The following is a 19,061-nucleotide window of genomic DNA, read 5'->3' on the forward strand; positions in this document are numbered from 1 at the left end:
AAAACCCCGGATCACTCTCATGATCCGGGGTCTTTCTTTGTCTCAATAGCCGCGCGATCGATGCCCGGCTCTCCTGGTCTCGTCAGCTGAAGCGGCCTGCCGCATGGGCGAGCATCGTGTAGACTTTACCGGTGTCCGAGGTCAGGTAGGACTGGGTGATCGACTTGTCACGGTCCGTCCGAGCGACGTCCTGCAGCAGCTTCTCGAAATCGGCGATGTAGCGATCGACAGCAACGCGGAATTCCGGTTCGCGATCGTACTTGCGCTTGATCTCGTCGAAGGTCTGCTGGCCCTTCAGCGTATAGAGGCGACGGGTGAAGATGTCGCGCTCGCCACGCTGATAGCGGCGCCAGAGATCCACCGAAGCGTCGTGGTCGATGGCACGAGCGATGTCGACCGAGAGCGAGTTCAGGGATTCGACCATGTGGCGCGGATTGCGCGTGTCGCTCTGGCGCGGGGGTTGGCTTTCGGCGACCGGACGCTGCGGGGCAGGGGCGGGACGTGCCGGGGCGGCTTCCGCAGGCTCTTCTCGCGACGCGCCGCGCAGGAGGTCGCTGATCCAGCCGCCGCCCTCCGCACGCGTGGCTGCTGTCGTCGACTGGGCGTATGGATCGGTCGCTCCGAGGCTTCCGCGCAGTCCGAGACTCTCGGTCTGGCGGACCGCCGGTTGAGGCTGCGGAGCTGCCGGCTGGCGGCGAACCGGCTCGGTCTGAGCCTCTGCAAGTCGGCGGGCTGCCGGTTCGGAGATTTCCAGCGTCTGGCTGGTGCGGCCGACGAGCTGCGAGATGTCCTGCAGTGCCTTTATCTGCTCGGCCACGGCGCGGCGCATCTGGGCCGCACTTTCCTTGGCTTCCTCCGGCAGATCGAAAGCGCCACGCTTCAGTTCGGTCCGTGTCAGGTCGAGTTCCTTGCGGATGTCGACGGCCGAGCGACGGATCTCGTCCGTGGCACCCGTGAAGCGCGCAACAGCTTCGTTGACTGCTTCCTGCATGGCCTGGCGGAGTGCCGCGGCAGCGCCTTCCGACTTGCGACCGGCTTCGCCGAGCAGGTGGTCGATGTCGTTGAGCGAGATTGCCAGGCCACCGCGCAGACGGTTCGCCAGTTCGCCGGACCGTTTCTCGGCCTCTGTCAGCGTCTTGTCGATGGAGGTCTGCGCTTCCTGTTCTGCAGAAAGCAGGGCACTGCGCATGTTGGCAGCGGTAATCTGCGCCTTCTTTTCGGTTTCGCCCAGCATCTGCCCGACATCCGAGAAGGAGGCCTGGACGCTGTTGCGCATGGTGTCGGCCGTGGACTGGGCACGCTTTTCGGTTTCGCCCAGGATCTGGCCGATATCCGAGATGGAGGCCTGAACGCTGTTGCGCATGTTTTCGGCCGTCGATTGGGCACGCTTCTCGGTCTCTCCGAGGATCTGCCCGATATCGGAGAACGAGGCCTGAACGCTCTGGCGCAGATTGCCAGCCATCTGGCCGGAGCGCTGTTCCGCGCGGTCAAAGGCCGTTTCGACCATCTTGCCGAGCGCCTGCATCGTCGTTTCGATTTCTTCGGAACGCTTCACGAGACCGATCGAGAGATCGCGCAGAGCCTGCTGGCGCTCCTCAAGCGTGCCGACCAGGTTCGACTGGGCGGCGGACAGAAGTTCCGAGGCCTTGCCGAGAACCTGGGTGTGGTCGCCGAAGCGGCTGACGATCGAAGAGACCTGCTGCAGGGTTTCGCCTGAAACGGCGGTCAAACGGGTGAGCTTGTCGTCCAGCAGTCGGTTCGACGTGGAGAGCATGTCGGTCGCCTGGTTGGCCGTTTCGCTGAAGCGGTTGGCCGTTGCACCGAGGCGGCTGTCGAGCGAGCCGATGCTCTGGACCGCCTGATCGATCATCGAAGACAGCCCGGCATTGCTGTCGCCAAGGCGATCTATGAGCTGCGAGGCGCTGGCAACAAGGTTGTGCTCGGCAGCGCCAAGCGTGGCGACAGCGCGCTCCGTGCGCTGGCTGATGGCATCGACCAGCGCGGCATTCTCGTTGCGCAGGCGTTCTGCGCTCTGTTCGGCGGCGGCCGCAATCTGCTCGGCGGCTGCACGGCCAGTTTCCGCATAGGCGTTAACGACGGGAGCGGCCTTTTCGTCGATCAGGCGCGACAGTTCAGCCGAGCGTGTCGACAGCATCGAGTTCAGTTCGCGGGTGCGATCATCGAGAACCGACCGGATCGAATTGCCGCGCGCTTCGAGCGCCTTTTCCACCGCATTCATGGTGGTGGCGAGCTCCTGGGTATTGCCGGAGATCGCGTCACGGATGGCGGCTGCGCGCTGCTCGAGGGTCGCACTGACGTCCGACAGCGTCCCGGACAGGTTAGCAACCTGGGCACTGACGAGCGCCTCGGCCTGCGTCACCCGGTTGGTAATGACGTCGCCAGCCTGAGAGAAGGTCTGGGCGATCGATGCCGCCTGGCCGGCGAGCCGGTTCTGGGTGTCGGTGATCCGCTTGGCAAGTTCCTCCGATCGCTCTTCGACGGTCCGATTGAGTTCGGCACTGCGCTCGCCGATCTGTTCTGCGAACTGCGTGGTCGTTTCGGTCAAGCGATCTACGGAACGCTGGGCTTCGGCATCGAGATCGCGGGCTGCCTCCGTTACGGCGCTTCTCAGTGCCGTCGCAAGACCTGCGGCCTTGCCTTCGATCGTGCGGTTGACGTTTTCCAGGCCGATGTTGAGGGCGCGGTCCATGGTCGCCAGCCGCTCTTCGATGACCGGCGTGCGGGTATCGAAGGTCTCGGCAACCCGGTTTGTGCCTTCATCGAGAGCCTGGGCCACTCGCATTGAAGCTTCGTCGCTGACGCGCTCGATCGCCGAGACCTTTTCGTCCAGACGGGCAGCGAATTTTTCACCGGCATCGTTGACGCGGGCATCGACGCCGTCAAGACCATTGCGAAGGCGGTCTTCCAGAGTGCCGAGGCTCTGCTCGATGCGTGTGCTTGTCTCATCAAGCCGGCTGGTCATGCCTGTCACCGACTGCTCGACGGTGCCGGAGAAGCCTTGGGCCGAACGGGTGATGTCATCCGCGGCTTCCCGGATCTGTTCGGTCAAAGCCCCGGCCGTGCCGCGCAGGCGCTCATCCAGTGCTCGGCTTGAATCGTCGATTGCCTTGCGGAGGTTGTCCTGGTGGTCTTCAAGGCTCATTTCGAGCATGCCGGCGCTGGCCGCCACGGAGGCACCGATGGACGTCGCGTGTTCTGAGAGGCTCGTTTCCAGTGCGTCGCGTGCATCGCCGATCGCAGTGGTGATCGCCTGTGTGCGGTCTTCGAGTGTGGCGCGGATCCGCTCATGGGTGGTGATCAGACGGTCATCGATGGTGCTGACGCCCTGATCGATGGTCTGGGCAATCCGCTCGGTATTCTCACCGAGCGTTGTTGCCAGCGCGCCGGTTGCGGCGTCCAGGCTGGAACGCAGATATGCGCCGGTCTCGGCGATGCGCCCGTCGATGGCATTGACCCCGCTCTGCAGCGTTTCAGCAATCTGGCTGGCATTGTCGGCAACGGTGTTCGAGATCGCATTCGAGGCGTTCGTCAGGACGCTGTCCAGCTGCTGCTGGCTTGCACCCAGGCGCGTTTCGAGATCCGAAATGCCGGTGGCCACGCTTTCTGCAATTCGGCCGGAGTGCTGGCCAAGGCTGCGTTCGATATCGCCTGTCGCATCCTCCAGGGTAGACGAAAGATACGACGTATGGCTGGCAAGAGACAGCTCCAGGCGCTCCTGATTGTCGCCATAGGCCGTGCGGATGGCTTCGGCCTTTTCGGCAAAGGCTGCATCGATGCGGCGGTCTGCATCGGCGACGGTCTCGATGATGGCCGATGCGCGCTGGCTCAGCGTTTCGTCGATGCGGCGCTGGCTGTCATTCAAGGTCTCAGAGAGATCCTGGGTGCGCGCCGTGAGCGTCAGGTCGAGTTCCAGAGTCTTTGTATTGAGCGCATCGATCAATTGTTCGCTCTGGCCTTCGACCAGGGTGGCAATGCCGCGCGCCTTGGTGTCGAGGGTTTCGGCGAAACGATCCTGATTGGCTTCCAACGCGTTTACGATGTGCTCGGCGCGGCTGGACAGCGTCTGCTCAAAGCGAGCCTCGTTGTCGGACAGTGCATTGTAGAGCGAACCGCTGCGCTCTTCCATGACCTGGTCGATGCGCTTTTGTGCGGTTTCGAGACTTTCCGTCAGGGCCGCGGCGCGCGCCGACATCGCATCGGCGATTTCCTGCGCCCGTTCCGACATGGAGCTGTCCAGCATTTCCTGGCTGGTGCTCAGCGTCATCGCGAGCGCGAGCGACTGGTCGGTCAATGTCGAGCCGAGGCGCTCTATGCTGGAATTGAGGATGCCGGAGATGGAATCGGTGCCGCCGTTCACGGTCTCGTTGATGCGCGCGAGGCTTTCCATCAGCTTCGAATCGAGAGAGCCGGAACGCTGATCGAAGGCGCTGGCGAATTCCGCCACGCGCTGGTCAAACGTCGCATTGATCTGGCCGATGGTCGTCTGGAAGCGATCTTCGAAGAGACCGGAGCGCAGATCGAGATCGACGATCGCGTCATCGGCACTTGCCTGCAGGCTCTGGCGGAAGCTGCGACCGCGCTCGTCAAGAGAGCTATTGAGGCGCGACAGCACGTCGTCGAGTGAGGAGGTAATCGCGCTCTCGCTGCCCTTCAGGGTCTCGGCGATGTCGCGGGTACGCTCGACCAGCGTTTCGTTCAACTGGCGCGCACGTTCGTTGAGAGCGGCGTTGAGCTTTTCGGTGTTCGCATCCAGCGTCGAGGCGCGGGTTTCGAATTCGCCCAGCAGTTCGCGGCCGCGCTGGCTCAATGTCGAGGTCAGCGACTGCAGCTTGGTGTCGAACTCGCTTGTCAGAGAGATGCCCGAGGCCGCAAGCGTCTGGACCATGCTTTCGGTTTTGTGCGCCAGCAATGAGCCCAGGGCCGTAACGGCCGCGTCGGACTTCTCCATGATGGTGGCGGCACGCATGTCGATCATCGAGGCGAACGCTTCACCCGATGTCTGCAGGCGAACCGAGATTTCCTCTGTTGCCAGAGACAGTTCTTCCTTCAGTTGCTCATGGGCGCCGACGATTGATGAACGGATGCGCTCTGCATGATTGACGATTGCGTCGCGTTCTGCGCCAAGCTCGTGCACGAGGCCGCGGACGCGCAATTCGTTGTCAGTATAGCTGCGTTCAAGCGCGGTGACTTCCGAATGGACCAGCGTCTCGAGTTCGGTCGCTCGCGCGATCGTACGCTCGATGCCTTCGTTCATGGCCGAGACTTCGCGGCGCACGGCCTGGCCGACGGTCATGATGCGCTCGGACGCGATGGTCTCCGGTTCGGCAAGACGAAGGGCGACTTCTGCCATGGAGCGCGCAGCGTTGCGCAAGTCATGGGCACGCGCCATCATGATGGCGAACGCAAAGAACAACATGATCGGCAGGAAGGTGCCGACCACGATGGCGACGACGCCCGGCATCGACACGATCTCTGCGAGCGAAACCGCCTGCCAGATCGCACCGCCGTAAAGCAGTTGCGTCAAACCGAATGCGCCAAGCACCCAGAGTGCGGAGACGATGGCGGCGTTGCGCAGCGCTGATGCGAGGGAGGCGCCGTCGAGAGACTTCAGGATGGCTGAGGGCGTGCGACGGGAGCCGTCATTGGCAGGTGCGAAGGACGGTGCCTTCGGAGCCGGTTCCGGATTGAGTTCGCCGGCGCGCGCGGAGCGGCGCTCGATTGTCTTCTTCGAGGCGGAACGCGGGATACTATCTGACACAGGTGCCTCCGGGGCGCGCGCTTGAGACCGTGCCTTGACAGGCGCGGCGGCTTCCTCACCGTCGAAATCGATGCTCAGGGCCGCCTCGAGAGCCTGGAACGCGTTCTCGTCAATCGAGTCGGTCTTCTTGTTCGCCATAGGGTTACGCCTCGTTACCGCTTACTCTCGGCTGGTCTGGCTGAAGTTGCGATGCCGCTCATCGCTGCGCTTCGTCCGGCACCCGCCGTTCACTTGAAAATCCGTCTTCCGCCACGTCAGACGAGTCTTCTTCTTCTTGCAGTACGGCTGCTGGCGCCACCGGCGTTCCCGCCGGAAGTCCTCGCACCGACTGGCTTCGGGACGGAGTACACACGCCTCGACCCAATCAACCGTATCGTACTGACACATTTGGTCATGCGATACAATTAATGCGCTCCCGGAGCTCTCGGGGTCGCGCCTCTTGTTAACAGTATTTCAATCAAGGTTTCGACCGAAAAGCCAGTCTGCGCCGGGGTTTAATTCGCGTTAACCATAGTGCGAGCTTTTTCGTGCCGTCCGCAGCATTTTTAACGCGATGCCCACTGCACCGCCGCAAATTGCAACCACCAAGAACAAGAAAAGAAGGATCACTGTCATGGCTGCTGCAGTCAATATCGCATTCGAAGCCCCCGATAATCTGAATGGTCTCACCCCGTCGCAGCATCGGCCGATCGATCTGGTGCATCTCGCCACCCAGACCAAAGGGGACAAGGCCCTGGAAGTCGAGATCCTCCAGATGTTCGCCCGGCAGGCGCGCGGTTGCCTTGCCGCTCTTGCCGCCCAGCGCAGCAAGGTGGAAGCCAAGGCTGCAGCCAACCGGCTGCGCAACGCCGCCATGGCCGTAGGAGCGCTCAGGGTTGCCTCGGCGGCCGATCTCATCGAGACCAGGGGCGCCAACGCCGACACGCTAGCCTCCATCTCCGCAGCGGTCCTTGAAGCCGAGCACTTCATTTTGAAGCTTGCGCGCTGATCTCGGTGGGCGCGTGGCAAACCCGGTGGTCGCTTCGGCGTGAGTTGACTGACTATCCGATTTAAGGGATGACTTCGCCGGTTTTTCCACAAAGGCGAAGTCTGGACAGGAACTCATGGCAAATATCAGCATCATCGCATTCGACGGCACACGTTTCGACATCGCGGCAGCCGACGGCTCCACGGTCATGGAAAATGCCGTGCGCAACTCGGTCCCGGGGATCGATGCAGAATGTGGTGGCGCCTGTGCCTGCGCCACCTGTCATGTCTATGTCGACGATGCCTGGACCGAGAAGGTCGGTCAGCCATCGGCGATGGAAGAAGACATGCTGGATTTTGCCGTCGACGTTCGACCAACTTCTCGGCTTTCCTGTCAGATCAAGGTGACCGCCGCCCTCGAAGGGCTCGTGGTTCACGTCCCCGAACGCCAGGGCTGATCACGGTTGTCAGCGCTACCGGACAAAAAAGCCCCGCTTCCGGGTTAGCGAAAGCGGGGCAAGGGGGCGCATCGCCAAACAGGCGAGGGAGGAAGCACCTGTGGCACCAGGACGCGCCGGGAGAACGGGGAAATCGGTTACGCTTAATCAACGTATTCGATGACACTTATATTTCAGATTTGTATCAAGAGCCACGCCCAGAAATTGCCGGTTATTCACAGGCGCGGCCACAAGCCTGACGCAAGCCGCCGCAAGAGGGCAACACGAACCCCTATGTTTCATGGATGAGTTCTACTGGTTCTCAAGGCTTTGGCGCCGATATCTGAGGATCCGGAGCATGCGGTCCTCGAAGTTTTGGGATTCAACCAGGTCGAATCGCATCTGCGCTTGGTCGTGAGCGACGGTAACCTCATCGGTCACTACTGAGACCTGATCCTGCAGGATCTCGCAGGTGCGCGCCGGCCGAAGCTTCTTCAGCCGTTGCTCGAGCTGTTTGGCATGCTGGCGGGCAATCTCGGCATGCCGCTCCTCGTGCCTCTTGATGTCGGCCGCCAGTGCATCCCAGAGCAGCGCCATGTCCTTCGAGGCTGTTTTACGGTTCTTCCAGCGAGGAAGTATCAGCTTGGTCTCGACGGTGACGCGCACGTCGTCGATGGCGCAGCGATTGCCGCGGCGGGTATAGGTGAGGTCACCGCCGAAGCGGATCTGGGTCGCGCCCGGATGACGGCTGCCGCTTGCCTGGGTGAATGGTCCCTTGCGGGCCATTTCGGCATCGAGTTCTGCGGCCGTGCGACCACCGATCTTGAAGTAGGTTGTCGATTTCTGCACGACGACTTCGGCGCTTGCCGAGAGCGGCAGTGAGAGGCCGGTCAAGACTGCCATAATGATGGCGGTCCGAAGACGGCGGATGTGCTTCATTCTTTTTTCCGCAATGTTGTATTCGTCGCGCCCTTCGGGCATAGCCAGACCCTGTCATCACTATCGCAGCTTCGCGGTTTTCCGTCGAGGGGATACAGGGGTCAGGTGGCCAGAGTTGATCAGACAATTTGGCGTGTAGGTCAGGGTCGGGCGCTCGACCTGACAGAGCGCGGTGCGATCATGGCGATCATCAATGTCACGCCCGATTCCTTCTCCGACGGAGGCCTGCATGGCACGGTCGATGCGGCCGTACGCCATGCCTTGGTCTGCATCGACGAGGGGGCAGTCATCCTCGATATCGGTGGCGAGTCGACGCGACCCGGCGCTGCGGAGGTCAGCGTGGATGAGGAAATCGGTCGTGTTGTCCCGGTCATTTCGAAACTGCGCCAGGAGACTGATGCGCTGATTTCGATCGATACCTATCGTGCCGCGACGGCAAGGGCGGCGATCGAGGCGGGTGCTCACATTATCAATGACGTGCATGGGCTGCAGCGTGAGCCTGATATTGCCAGGGTTGCTGCGGAGCATGGTGCCGGGCTCTGCATCATGCACACCGGTCGTGGCCGGGACAAGCTCGCCGATCCGATCGCCGACCAGAAGTACTTCCTCGGAACCTCGCTCGCCATCGCCGAACGCGCCGGTGTTTTGCGCGAAACAATCATGCTCGATCCCGGTTTCGGTTTCGCCAAGGAAACCACGGAGGAAAACATGGAGCTGATTGCGCGTCTCGAAGAGTTGCACTGTTTGGGATTGCCGCTGCTTGCGGGCACGTCCCGCAAGCGCTTCCTCGGTGCCCTGACCGGTCGCGATGCGCGGGACCGGGATGTCGCGACCGCCGCGACGACCGTGGCGCTGCGATTGAAGGGGGCCTCCGTTTTCCGCGTCCACAATGTCGCGATCAACCGCGACGCACTGCTGGTCGCGGATGCTATGCTTCTCGCCGAGCGGCGCCATGCTGCGGCAAAGGAAATGATTTGATGAGCGGTGTTTTCACCATCACCCTGAAGAACTGCGCCTTCTTCGCCCATCACGGCGTATTCCCTGAAGAGGGCGTGCTCGGCCAACGCTTCTTTGTCGACGCGGAATTCGATGTGGACGCAATCCAGGCTGCCGAGACGGACACTCTGGAAGGAACGGTGCATTACGGCATTGCCTTCGAGGTGATCCGCGACATCGTCACGGGCAGCCGGCGGCAACTCATCGAGGCACTGGCGCTCGCGATCGCCCGGGGGCTTCTCGACCGGTTTCCGGAAATCCTGCGCTGCCGGATCACGGTGCGCAAGCCGAGCGCCCCGATCGCCGGCATTCTCGACCATGTACAGGTGAGTGTTGAGCAATCCCGCGTTTAAGGGCTGGCAGGCGGCAACGCTTGGACTTGGCGGCAATATCGGCGATCCCGTTGCGGCAATGGCCGACGCCCTGCGTCGCCTCGATGAACGCGTGGACTGTCGCGTAACGTCGGTCTCTCGCCTCTATCGCACGCCGCCCTGGGGCAAGACGGACCAGGCCGATTTCTATAATGCCTGTGCCGCTGTCGAGACGCTGCTTGCGCCGCAGGAACTGCTGGCGGCCTGTCTCGAGATCGAGCGGACGATGAAGCGGGTGCGTGTTGAACGCTGGGGGCCGCGCACCATCGACATCGATATCCTGACATTTGCCGACTGGACGATTGATGCCGAGCACTTGAAGGTTCCGCATCCGCGCATGACGGAGCGCGCCTTCGTGCTGATGCCGCTGGCTGACATCGATCCTTTGCTTGTCGTCAAGGGGGAGACCGTCGCGATGTGGCTCGACAGCGCCGACCGTTCGGGCATTGCAGTCGCAAACGAAAACCGCGCCTGGTGGCGCGGCTGACGTCAAGACAATCGTGGTCTTGCTTGTTCAGTCGTTTTCTGCGGTCTCGGCCATGGCGGTTGCCTGGCGGTTGAGCTTCAGTCCGATGACCGGGATCATACGATCCTCGACCTTGACCGAAATGGTGATGTTCATCGCATCGTCCTGTTCCAGGCGAGCGACCATGGCGCCGTTGAGCTTGGCGCGATTGATGCCCATGACGGCGCGGTTGCCGGTGACGGTACCGGAGACGATATCGAGCCCCTTGCCGTCTGCGCCGTCGAGGAATTGGCCCTTGTAGCTGCCACCAGCCTGAGAAATGACGGCTGACATCGGCTGACTGAAGACGCCGACCCGGCAGGTGCCGTCAAGCTTCAGGCCGGTCTCCTTGCCCTCTGCCGGCAGGCCGGTGAGGCTGCAAGTGAACTTGGTGCCCTTGTACTTGCCGGCAACGATCTCGCCCGGACCCTTCCAGACCCCGGCGACGGATTCGAAGAAGCGCTTGTCGCGCGAAGCGGCATCTGCGACCGTGGCCGGCATGAGTCCGGCAACGGCAAGGATGGCGGCGCAACGGCCGAGTGTCGAGGAGCGAGAGAACATCGATTTGCCTTGGTACGAGAAACCAGAAACCCCGCGAAGACCCTAGCGGAAAAATGGTTAATGCATCATTGCCATTAACCTCAAATGCTGGTCTCGACAACCGGCAAAAGTCACTGGTCCAGCCGGTGTGGCCCCTCTGCCTCACCCGTTCCTGTCGCGATCCTTGCCGGTCATCGACGGCGTGAGGTCGCCAATGAAGTCACCGATGCCGGGGCGCTTGGCGGCGCGGAAGGGTAGAGGGCGGCAAAGATCCATCGCGGCAATGCCGATACGGGCTGTCATCAGACCGTTGATGACACCCTCGCCCAGGCGGGTCGACAGGCGGGCTGCCAGGCCATGACCGAGCACCTGCTGGGCGAGGCCATCGCCGATGGCGATGGAGCCGGTGACGGCCAGATGGGCGAAAACGTCTCTCAGGAGCCTCAGCATGCCGAAGGAGCCCGGGCGTCCGCCATAGAGGTCTGCCATGGCGCGCACGAGCCGCACGACTTCGAACAGGACATAGGCTAGGTCGACCACGGCGCGGGGGCTGACGGCCGTCACCACCGAAACCCGCTTCGCAGAATTGAGGATCAAGGCGCGCGCTTTTGCATCGAGCGGGGCAAGCAGCTCGCGCTCGGCGAGCTCTATCAGATGCGGCGCGTCGATGATGTCGTCTTCGATCGCTGCGAGCGTCTTCTGGCCACGCGCGGTCTCGGCCCGATGGGTAACGAGGTTCGTGAGCTTCTTCACGACAGCGGCGGCCTGCTTGCGTTTGCCGCTCTCAGCTGCGGCGTCCGCTTCCGCCTTCAGGTCCTGTACCGCATCGAGCCGCCAGAGGCCGACAAGTTCGCGGCCAACGGCAACCGCGAGCGCGACAAGGCCGACAGCAAGGGCCGAGAGCGCGAGATAGCCGAGCCAGTCTGCCCTGGCGAAAAGATCCCTCACCAGTCCATCGACCCAAAGGCCGAAGGCGAGCGACAGGAGAAGCCCGAATGCGCCGGTGGCAAGCTTGGCGAAGGAAAACCGCCTGCGCCGCGGTTCTGCGACAGGCACCGACGGAAGCTCGTCTGCGGCGGTGAAAAAGGGGTCTTCTTCGTCGGGGACGATCACCACCTCGCCGGCGAAACTCCGCGGCGGTCGGTTGATCGTCTCTGCCGTCCGGCCCGGGTTGGCATCCTGCTTTACGGTGAAGGCTGCGGGCCGTCTCCGGAGGTCCGGGCCAGGCGTGCCCGAGGTGCCTGTCGGCGGAACTGTCGGTTTCTTCATGCGAGGCGGTCTCCCAGCAGGAATTGCAGTGCCCGGTCGAGGCGGATATGCGGCACGGAAAGGGTGATGCCCTGCTTGTCATCGAGCTGCGGCGGGCGGAAACGCACAATGCTTAGGTCGGGTAGGGCGGCCGAGGGATCTCCCTCGTCCACGGAGCGGAAATAGGCTTCTGGGTCGCGTGGCAGGTCGCCCGGGAAAACCGCGGTCTTGCGGTTGCCGTCAAAGACCTCGTCGCCGATCCTCTCACCCGGCATCGGTGTCCCGACGATCACCGGAAGATCGTGGCCGTCCTGTTTGACATTGGCTTCGCGGGTCGCGCGGACCGATGCGAGCGCCATGACCTCGATGCCCGCGCCGCTCATGCCGATGGTCCGGATGGCGCGGTTGACAAGGCGCCGCGTGAGCACCTCCAGCCGATCGTGGCTCTCGTGGTGCAGATGGTCGGCCTTGGTCGCGGCGACCAGGACTCGGTCGATGCGGCGACGGAGGAGGGATGTCAGGATGTTGTTTGAGCCGGCGCGGAAGCAGGCGAGCACGTCGCCGAGCGCACGTTCCAGGTCCTGGACGGCTTCCGGTCCCCGGTTGATGGCCTGTAATGCGTCGACGAGGACGATCTGGCGGTCCAGCCGTGCAAAATGCTCGCGAAAGAAGGGCTTCACGACCACAGATTTGTAGGCTTCGAAGCGACGTTCCATCATCGCCCGCAGGGATCCCTTCGGCGCACGTCCCTCCGGAATGACCGGCAGGGGAGCGAAGGTGAGGGCCGGCGAGCCTTCCAGATCGCCCGGCATGAGAAAGCGGCCCGGTGGCAGGGTCGAGAGGGAACGTTCATCCGACTTGCAGCGCCTGAGATAGGTCGTGAAGGCTTCCGACAGACGACGGGCCGTCATTTCGTCGGCCGGGCCGTTCGGATCGACCGTTGCGGCAAGTGCAAGCCATTCCTCGGCCAGCTCGGCGCGCACGCCGCTCGCTGCGAGTGTCGCGGTGTTTTCCGAGAAGCCGCGATAGTCCTGGCCCAGAAGCGGAAGGTCCAGCAGCCACTCGCCCGGATAATCAACGATGTCGATCGAGAGCCTGCCGGATGAAAACATCCGGCTGAAGCTGCTTGCGCTCTTGTATTCGATCGTCAGCCGCAACTCGGAAATGGCCCGGGTCGATTCCGGCCAGATCCGGTCCTCAACAAGGGCGCGAATGTGATCTTCGTATTGGAAGCGAGGCACGGCAACATCCGGCTGCTCCTGGAGAGCGGCGCCGGTCATTCGTCCGGATCGAAGCGGTTCGAAGAGCGGCAGCCGGCCGCCATGCAGGAGATTGTGCACCAGGGACGAGATGAAAACCGTTTTTCCTGCCCGTGACAGTCCGGTCACGCCGAGCCTGATCGTCGGGTTGACGAGGTTAGAGGCGCGGTCGGCGAGATTGTCGAGCGCGATGGCGGCTTCGTCGGTCAGGCTGGTCACGGAAGGGGGCAAGGTCAGGTCCTGCTAGACTGTGGCGGGCAAGGGCGCGCATTCGGCACAAGACCGTGTACGCCCGATGTCCCCATATAGGAGCCGGTGATGGCGCAAAAAAGAGGCACACGTTGGCTGGGGGAGCCGTTAACCCACGAGAAAGTCGCGCAGAGTGTAAGTCTCGTCGCTCGCCGCGTCGATGACGGCAAGTCCGGAGGTCGGATAGCCTTCCGGAACGGTGCGAGCCATGACGTCGTTGCCGCACAGGCGCGCGAAGACCTCCTCGATCGCGGGGTTATGGCCGACCAGCATCAGGCCCTCGATACCGTGCGTCGAGCGCGCGATCTCGAGATAGACTTCCGCGGGTGCGTTGTAGAGTGCGTCGACGTAACGGAACTCGACAAGACCAGAGAAGACGCGATTGATGGCGTCTGCCGTCTGGCGGCACCGTTTTGCGGTCGAACAGACAACAAGATCAGGACGATAGCCCTTGTCGGCCGCGGTTTCGGCCAAAAGTTCGGCCTCGGCGAAACCCGCATCGGAAAGGCTGCGATCGAAATCGCGACCACCGGGCTCGGCCCAACCGGATTTAGCGTGGCGCAGCAGAAAGATGCGCTGGGGATGCTGAGTGGAGGGCGTCATCCGGTGTATTTCCGCGTGCGATCAAGCTGGTCTCTGAAGTACCGGTTCTTGGGGCTTGCCGTCAACCATCCGGCACCGATGCTCACATCATCCTATCGTTGTTTTCAGTTGGGTGTGGCGCCCAAGGTGGAAAAGAAAATTATGCTTAAAAAATAGAAATTTAGATGAAAAATGTAACAGATTTAAAAATGGTATGGAAACAGTCTCAAGGCTTGAACCGCTTGCCCTGAAAGGATATACAGCCGCCCATTGAGATGTTCTTCAGGAGAATCGCGTTGAGTGAGAAGATCAATCTTAGCAATTATGTCCTGTCCGAGGACGAAGAGTTCATGAACGCGAACCAGCGGGCCTATTTCAGGGCCAAGCTCATCGCCTGGAAGAACGACATCCTCCGAGAAGCGCGCGAGACGCTCGACCACCTCGCCGAAGAAAGCGCCAATCACCCTGACCTCGCCGACAGGGCTTCTTCAGAAACAGACAGAGCCATCGAACTTCGTGCCCGAGACCGCCAGCGCAAGCTGATCTCCAAGATCGACGCTGCTTTGCAGCGCATCGAAGACGGGACATACGGCTACTGCGAAGAAACCGGCGAGCCGATCGGCCTGAAACGTCTCGATGCCCGTCCCATCGCCACCCTGTCTATCGAAGCTCAGGAGCGCCACGAGCGTCGCGAAAAGGTCTATCGCGACGAGTGATGGGCAAGCCCCGACACCATTTGTCCTTTCAAAGACCCGCCGACGGCGGGTCTTTCTGTTTATCCTGCATCTGAGGCCAATTGGCCTCTGGTGAACCATTACGGATTACGGCTGGCGGACATTTCTCCAAAGATCCGAGCGATTTCGTTCTGGAGATTGGGTTCCTGGCCCTGTTGCGACGGCGGGGTTTGAGTGTCGTTTGAACGCGCGACGTCGGGAAGTACAGCCGTCACCGGTGGGCGCGGACGGTCCGCCCGTGTGTCAGGCAGGATCTGCGGCAACTGGGTTGCGGGTTTCGGCGCAGGATCCGCCGATAGATGCAATGCCATTTCCTCTTCCAGCACGCGCTCGAAGTCGCTCATGTCGCGCGGGGCTGGCTCGTTTGCGGCGATCGGCGGCTGACGCTCGATCACCGGTTCGACCTGATGCGGTTCGACCAGACGGGTGTGAACCGGCGTCTGGGCAGGGGCAAGCACCCGCTGGCGCGCGGCGTCCAGCAGATCTTCGGCGACCGGCGCATCGATGACTGGGGGCAGCACGACCTGTGGTTCAGCCCGATCCTGCCTGACTTCGTGGAAGGAGACGGGCTTCGGCACCTCAGTCATCACCGGTTCGACGGGTTGCCGCCGCATCGGCTCGATCGGCGGCGTTCCTGCCGTCGATTCAGCCTGCACAGCCGGAACCACCGCCGGCCCCTGGTCGGACGCTCCCGCCTCAGGGAGAGCGGCGTTCGTTACGGGTTCCGCACTTGCGACGACCATCGGCTCAAGCCTGGCAGACGGTTGCGTGGTGGGGGCTGCCGGCGGAGAGGATGGCTCGACGGGTGGGGTGACGGAAGCGGAAGCGGGAGTGACCGTCGTCGGCGGCGTTGATGGTCGGGGCGCCTCCACGACCGGGGAGGCTGTCGCGACCGGGACTGCGGCCATGGTCGCTGCAGTGGCCAGCGGCAGCGCTTCTCTCTGCGGTTGGCGTTGTTCTACGGGTTCGGCCGGGCGAACGGGCGCCGGCTGCGGGCGGCGTTCGGCTGCAATACTCGGCGACGGCGACGGCGACTGTGAGCGAAGCGGTGTCTCGGCTGCGACCGGTCGCATCGGCTCCGGCGTGGCTGTGCGTCTCGCCGGTGGCTCGATCGCGGCGGCCGGGGCCACGGGCATTGGCTCGGCCTGAGCCGGCGCGCTGCTTGCTGCGAGTGCTGCCGTTTGCGCGGGCTTCGGGAGTTCCTGCTGCTCGCCTGTTGCGTGTGGCAGAACCGTCTGCGCGTTGAGATAGGCGCGCTCATCACCGATGCCGCTCTCGATGACGATGTCGGTCGGCCCCCCGATCATCACGAGGTGTTCGATATTGTCGCGCCGAATCAGAACGATGCGTCGGCGGGTGTCGACAGCAGCGGCATCCAGAACCTGGAGGCGCGGCTGGCGGTTGCGTCCACCGCGCACAAAGGGTGAGGGTGCCCGGTTGCGCAGTATCCAGAGCACGATGAACAGGCAGAGCAGAGCCAGGCTGACGCCCAGCGCTGCAACGAGAAAACGATCGCCATAGGCCGAGATCAGGTCATTCAGCATGTCGTGCTCCTTTTGACTGGCTTTCTGGCAGAAGACGGCTGCGTCCGCAATCTAGCACAAGGGGTGGTGCTGCTGCTCTCGATCGCGAAAAGGCTCCCATAGATCGACCACGAATGCGGCATTCCTGTGGGAGAGCGGGCGCGCAGGGCGATCTGGCTCTTTCTTTCCTTTTTGCTGTTGCGGCAACTTGATAAACAGGTGAAAGCGCCGATTCTCGCTTGGTCGGATCGTCCGTGCGCTTAGGCAAGAGGCATCAATGACACGACAGCAGTTCGATCGAGATGGAGACGCCCCCCTGGTCGATCGCCGCGGTGGCGTCGGCATGGCGCTGCGCATCCTTCTGCTCGCGCTCGCCCTGATCGCGGCATCCGCCGCCTTCATTTTTTTCCGCGACCAGCTCGACAATCAGATGGTGCTGGGCGTGCTCGGCATCCTGGCGATGATGGGGATCTTCTTCATCGTCTCTGCTGTCATCGGGTTCGTCGAAGTGATGCCGCAGTCGAACAACGATGCGCTTGCACGGAATTTTCTCGCAAGCCAGCCAGAGGGGACACTGATCACCGATACCGAAGGCCGGATCGTCTTCGCCAACGCCGCCTACGGGGCGATGACGGGCGCGCGCAAGGCAACCGAAGTGCAGACGCTCGATGCGCTCCTCTCGCGCTACCGCGAGTCGAGCGAAGCGCTCTACCGGCTGACCAATGGCCTGCGCGAGGGGCGCGACAGCTATGAAGAGTTCCGGCTGCTGAAGCCGCTCGGTAGCCAGACGGCGAATGGTTCCGGCGCCCATTGGTACCGGCTCAAGGCGCGCCTTCTGCCGGGCGAACGACGGGAGAAGCCGCTGCATGTCTGGCAGATATCGGACATCACCGCCGAGCGTGACGATCAGGAGCGTTTCTTCAAGGAGCTGCAACACGCGATCGACTACCTTGACCATGCGCCGGCCGGCTTCTTCTCCGCCGGGCGCAAGGGTGAGATCTACTATCTGAATGCCACGCTCGCGGAATGGTTGGGCGTCGACCTCACGCAATTCAATCCTGGCTCCATGACGATCGCCGATCTGGTGGCCGGCGAAGGCATGGCGTTGATCAATTCCGTCCAGGCCGAGCCTGGCCAGGCGCGTACCGAAACGCTCGACCTCGATCTGCGACGGGTCAACGGTCAGAGCCTGCCGGTGCGCCTGGTGCACCGTGTTCGGGCTGCGCGCGATGGTGCACCGGGCGAGAGCCGGTCGATCGTTCTGGCGCGCAGCCAGGCCGAGGGCGGTGATCAATCCGATTCCGTTGCCTCGATGCGGTTCACCCGCTTCTTCAACAATACGCCGATGGCAATCGCCTCGGTCGATGGTGAAGGTCGAATTCTGCGGACAAATGCGCCGTTCATGAAGCTCTTTGCCGACATCATCTCGCGCGACGAGATCGAACGGCATGGCCGAATCGAAGTCGTCCTGCACGAGAACGAGCGCGAGGGCTTCCGTCAGGCGCTGGCTGCGGCCATGGATCGTCAGGTCGACATCTCGCCGATCGACAGCCGCCATCCGACCAATGACAGCAGGCATTTCCGCTTCTATGTCAATGCCGTGATCGACCAGAGCGACGAGGCGCCGGAAGAGGCGGCCATCGTCTATGCCGTCGATGTCACCGACCAGAAGGCGCTTGAAGCGCAGATGGCGCAGACGCAGAAGATGAATGCCGTTGGCACGCTGGCCGGCGGCATCGCGCACGACTTCAACAACGTGCTGACCGCGATCCTGCTGTCCTCCGATCACCTGCTGCTGCAGGCGCGTCCGTCTGATGCAAGTTTTGCCGATCTCATGGAGATCAAGCGCAATGCCAACCGCGCTGCCGTCCTGGTGCGCCAGCTGCTTGCCTTCTCGCGCAAGCAGACGATGCGGCCGAGTGTGCTCAACCTGACGGACGTGATCGGCGATCTCCGGATGCTGGTCGACCGGCTGATCTCCGGCACCAATGTTAAGCTCAAGGTCGAATATGGCCGCGACCTCTGGCCGGTGAAGACGGACCTGTCTCAGTTCGAGCAGGTGCTGATCAATCTCTGCGTCAATGCGCGCGATGCAATGCCCGAGGGTGGATCGATCACGGTCTCGACGCGCAACATCGATTCGGCGGAGGCAGGTGCCTTCGGCTATCGTGGCCTGCCGTCGGAAGACATGGTGCTGGTCGAAGTCGCCGATACCGGGACCGGGATTGCGCCCGAGATCATGGACAAGATCTTCGAGCCCTTCTTCACGACAAAGGAGGTCGGCAAGGGTACGGGACTGGGGCTTGCGATGGTCTATGGCATCGTCAAGCAGTCCGGGGGTTACATCTATCCGGAATCGGAAGTGGGCAGGGGAACGACCTTCCGCATCTTCCTTCCGCGGCATGTTCCTGAGGTGCAGGCTGAAGTTGACGCAAAGTCGGTCACTGCGACCGTCGATGGCGATACCATCACGGTGACCCCGGTCCAGGCAGCAAGCGAGGCGCAGGATGCCCCCGATCTCACGGGCAAGTCGGCTGTCGTGCTGCTCGTCGAGGACGAAGAGGCCGTGCGCCGTGGCGGCAAGCGCATGCTGGAGACACGCGGCTATACCGTCCACGAGGCGGGCTCCGGTGTCGAGGCGCTCGACATCATGGAAGAGCTTGAGGGCGAGGTGGACATCGTGGTGTCCGACGTCGTCATGCCGGAGATGGACGGTCCGACGCTGCTGACCGAGCTGCGCAAGAAGTATCCGGATCTGAAGTTCATCTTCGTCTCGGGTTATGCCGAGGATGCTTTTGCCCGCAATCTGCCGGCGGACGCCAAGTTCGGCTTCCTGCCGAAACCCTTTTCGCTGAAGCAGCTGGCTGTCGCCGTGCGTGAGATGCTGGACGGGCAGGGCTGACCACAGTATTGAGACGTCCGAAACGAAAGAC

At 62.5% G+C, this 19,061-nt stretch carries 14 protein-coding genes; 7 read left to right on the forward strand and 7 right to left on the reverse strand.

Going from position 1 to position 19,061, the window contains the following annotated elements; genetic code table 11:
* Positions 1–82 precede the first annotated feature (82 nt).
* Positions 83–5,917 carry a hypothetical protein gene (locus H6M51_RS10185; protein WP_185809753.1) on the reverse strand — a complete coding sequence of 1,945 codons (5,835 nt, stop codon included), beginning with the start codon at positions 5,915–5,917 and terminating at the stop codon, positions 83–85.
* A 466-nt stretch (positions 5,918–6,383) separates the two neighbouring features.
* Between H6M51_RS10185 and H6M51_RS10190 the strand changes: the two genes are divergently transcribed.
* Together H6M51_RS10190 and H6M51_RS10195 are read left to right on the forward strand one after the other, a co-directional pair.
* Positions 6,384–6,767, forward strand: a complete 384-nt coding sequence (locus H6M51_RS10190; protein ID WP_407073574.1) for an Hpt domain-containing protein — start codon at positions 6,384–6,386, stop codon at positions 6,765–6,767.
* Positions 6,768–6,882: 115 nt separating this feature from the next.
* Positions 6,883–7,203, forward strand: coding sequence for a 2Fe-2S iron-sulfur cluster-binding protein (locus H6M51_RS10195; RefSeq protein ID WP_185809755.1), 321 nt, complete (start codon positions 6,883–6,885; stop codon positions 7,201–7,203).
* A gap of 291 nt (positions 7,204–7,494) precedes the next feature.
* Here H6M51_RS10195 and H6M51_RS10200 read toward each other — a convergent pair whose 3' ends face one another.
* A complete protein-coding gene (locus H6M51_RS10200) occupies positions 7,495–8,121 on the reverse strand; it encodes a DUF922 domain-containing Zn-dependent protease (RefSeq protein ID WP_185809756.1) in 627 nt (208 codons plus the stop codon).
* A 180-nt stretch (positions 8,122–8,301) separates the two neighbouring features.
* On the opposite strand from H6M51_RS10200, the gene folP reads away from it, so the two are divergent.
* From folP to folK, 3 genes are read left to right on the forward strand one after another with little or no spacing between them, the layout of a single operon-like run.
* Positions 8,302–9,099 carry a dihydropteroate synthase gene (folP, locus tag H6M51_RS10205; RefSeq protein WP_407073575.1) on the forward strand — a complete coding sequence of 266 codons (798 nt, stop codon included), beginning with the start codon at positions 8,302–8,304 and terminating at the stop codon, positions 9,097–9,099.
* On the forward strand, positions 9,099–9,470 hold the full coding sequence (gene folB, locus H6M51_RS10210) for a dihydroneopterin aldolase (protein ID WP_185809758.1): 372 nt from the start codon (positions 9,099–9,101) through the stop codon (positions 9,468–9,470). Before folP ends, folB begins: the two co-directional genes overlap by 1 nt.
* Positions 9,451–9,975, forward strand: a complete 525-nt coding sequence (gene folK / locus H6M51_RS10215; protein WP_210314790.1) for a 2-amino-4-hydroxy-6-hydroxymethyldihydropteridine diphosphokinase — start codon at positions 9,451–9,453, stop codon at positions 9,973–9,975. The genes folB and folK overlap by 20 nt, the downstream gene beginning before the upstream one ends.
* 27 nt (positions 9,976–10,002) lie before the next feature.
* Here folK and H6M51_RS10220 read toward each other — a convergent pair whose 3' ends face one another.
* From H6M51_RS10220 to H6M51_RS10235, 4 genes are all read right to left on the reverse strand, one after another.
* Entirely contained in the window at positions 10,003–10,554 is a 552-nt protein-coding gene (locus tag H6M51_RS10220; RefSeq protein WP_185809760.1) for a hypothetical protein, read from the reverse strand.
* Between the two features lie 141 nt (positions 10,555–10,695).
* Positions 10,696–11,802 (reverse strand): YcjF family protein, encoded by a 1,107-nt coding sequence (locus tag H6M51_RS10225; protein WP_185809761.1) that lies wholly within the window; start codon positions 11,800–11,802, stop codon positions 10,696–10,698.
* The gene (locus H6M51_RS10230; RefSeq protein WP_185809762.1) at positions 11,799–13,271 is read right to left on the reverse strand and encodes a YcjX family protein; all 1,473 of its coding nucleotides are present in this window, start codon (positions 13,269–13,271) and stop codon (positions 11,799–11,801) included. The genes H6M51_RS10225 and H6M51_RS10230 overlap by 4 nt, the downstream gene beginning before the upstream one ends.
* Positions 13,272–13,397: 126 nt before the next feature.
* Positions 13,398–13,892, reverse strand: coding sequence for a histidine phosphatase family protein (locus tag H6M51_RS10235; RefSeq protein WP_185809763.1), 495 nt, complete (start codon positions 13,890–13,892; stop codon positions 13,398–13,400).
* A gap of 275 nt (positions 13,893–14,167) precedes the next feature.
* Between H6M51_RS10235 and dksA the strand changes: the two genes are divergently transcribed.
* Positions 14,168–14,587, forward strand: a complete 420-nt coding sequence (gene dksA / locus H6M51_RS10240) for an RNA polymerase-binding protein DksA (RefSeq protein ID WP_185809764.1) — start codon at positions 14,168–14,170, stop codon at positions 14,585–14,587.
* A 98-nt stretch (positions 14,588–14,685) separates the two neighbouring features.
* Here dksA and H6M51_RS10245 read toward each other — a convergent pair whose 3' ends face one another.
* Positions 14,686–16,149 carry a flagellar biosynthetic protein FliO gene (locus H6M51_RS10245; RefSeq protein WP_185809765.1) on the reverse strand — a complete coding sequence of 488 codons (1,464 nt, stop codon included), beginning with the start codon at positions 16,147–16,149 and terminating at the stop codon, positions 14,686–14,688.
* Positions 16,150–16,405: 256 nt separating this feature from the next.
* Here H6M51_RS10245 and cckA point away from each other — a divergent pair, with 256 nt between their 5' ends.
* The gene (gene cckA / locus H6M51_RS10250; RefSeq protein ID WP_185809766.1) at positions 16,406–19,030 is read left to right on the forward strand and encodes a cell cycle histidine kinase CckA; all 2,625 of its coding nucleotides are present in this window, start codon (positions 16,406–16,408) and stop codon (positions 19,028–19,030) included.
* The last annotated feature ends 31 nt before the right edge of the window (positions 19,031–19,061 follow it).

Origin of the sequence: Rhizobium sp. AQ_MP (assembly GCF_014237835.1) — a bacterium.
GTDB lineage: Bacteria > Pseudomonadota > Alphaproteobacteria > Rhizobiales > Rhizobiaceae > Allorhizobium.

What these genes read in the sequence shown, in the direction of transcription:
- H6M51_RS10185 (WP_185809753.1), bottom strand. Translation starts at nt 5,917, where the DNA reads ATGGCGAACAAGAAGACCGACTCGATTGACGAGAACGCGTTCCAGGCT.
- H6M51_RS10195 (WP_185809755.1), top strand. Translation starts at nt 6,883, where the DNA reads ATGGCAAATATCAGCATCATCGCATTCGACGGCACACGTTTCGACATC.
- H6M51_RS10200 (WP_185809756.1), bottom strand. Translation starts at nt 8,121, where the DNA reads ATGAAGCACATCCGCCGTCTTCGGACCGCCATCATTATGGCAGTCTTG.
- folP (WP_407073575.1), top strand. Translation starts at nt 8,302, where the DNA reads ATGGCGATCATCAATGTCACGCCCGATTCCTTCTCCGACGGAGGCCTG.
- folB (WP_185809758.1), top strand. Translation starts at nt 9,099, where the DNA reads ATGAGCGGTGTTTTCACCATCACCCTGAAGAACTGCGCCTTCTTCGCC.
- H6M51_RS10220 (WP_185809760.1), bottom strand. Translation starts at nt 10,554, where the DNA reads ATGTTCTCTCGCTCCTCGACACTCGGCCGTTGCGCCGCCATCCTTGCC.
- H6M51_RS10225 (WP_185809761.1), bottom strand. Translation starts at nt 11,802, where the DNA reads ATGAAGAAACCGACAGTTCCGCCGACAGGCACCTCGGGCACGCCTGGC.
- H6M51_RS10235 (WP_185809763.1), bottom strand. Translation starts at nt 13,892, where the DNA reads ATGACGCCCTCCACTCAGCATCCCCAGCGCATCTTTCTGCTGCGCCAC.
- H6M51_RS10245 (WP_185809765.1), bottom strand. Translation starts at nt 16,149, where the DNA reads ATGCTGAATGACCTGATCTCGGCCTATGGCGATCGTTTTCTCGTTGCA.
- cckA (WP_185809766.1), top strand. Translation starts at nt 16,406, where the DNA reads ATGACACGACAGCAGTTCGATCGAGATGGAGACGCCCCCCTGGTCGAT.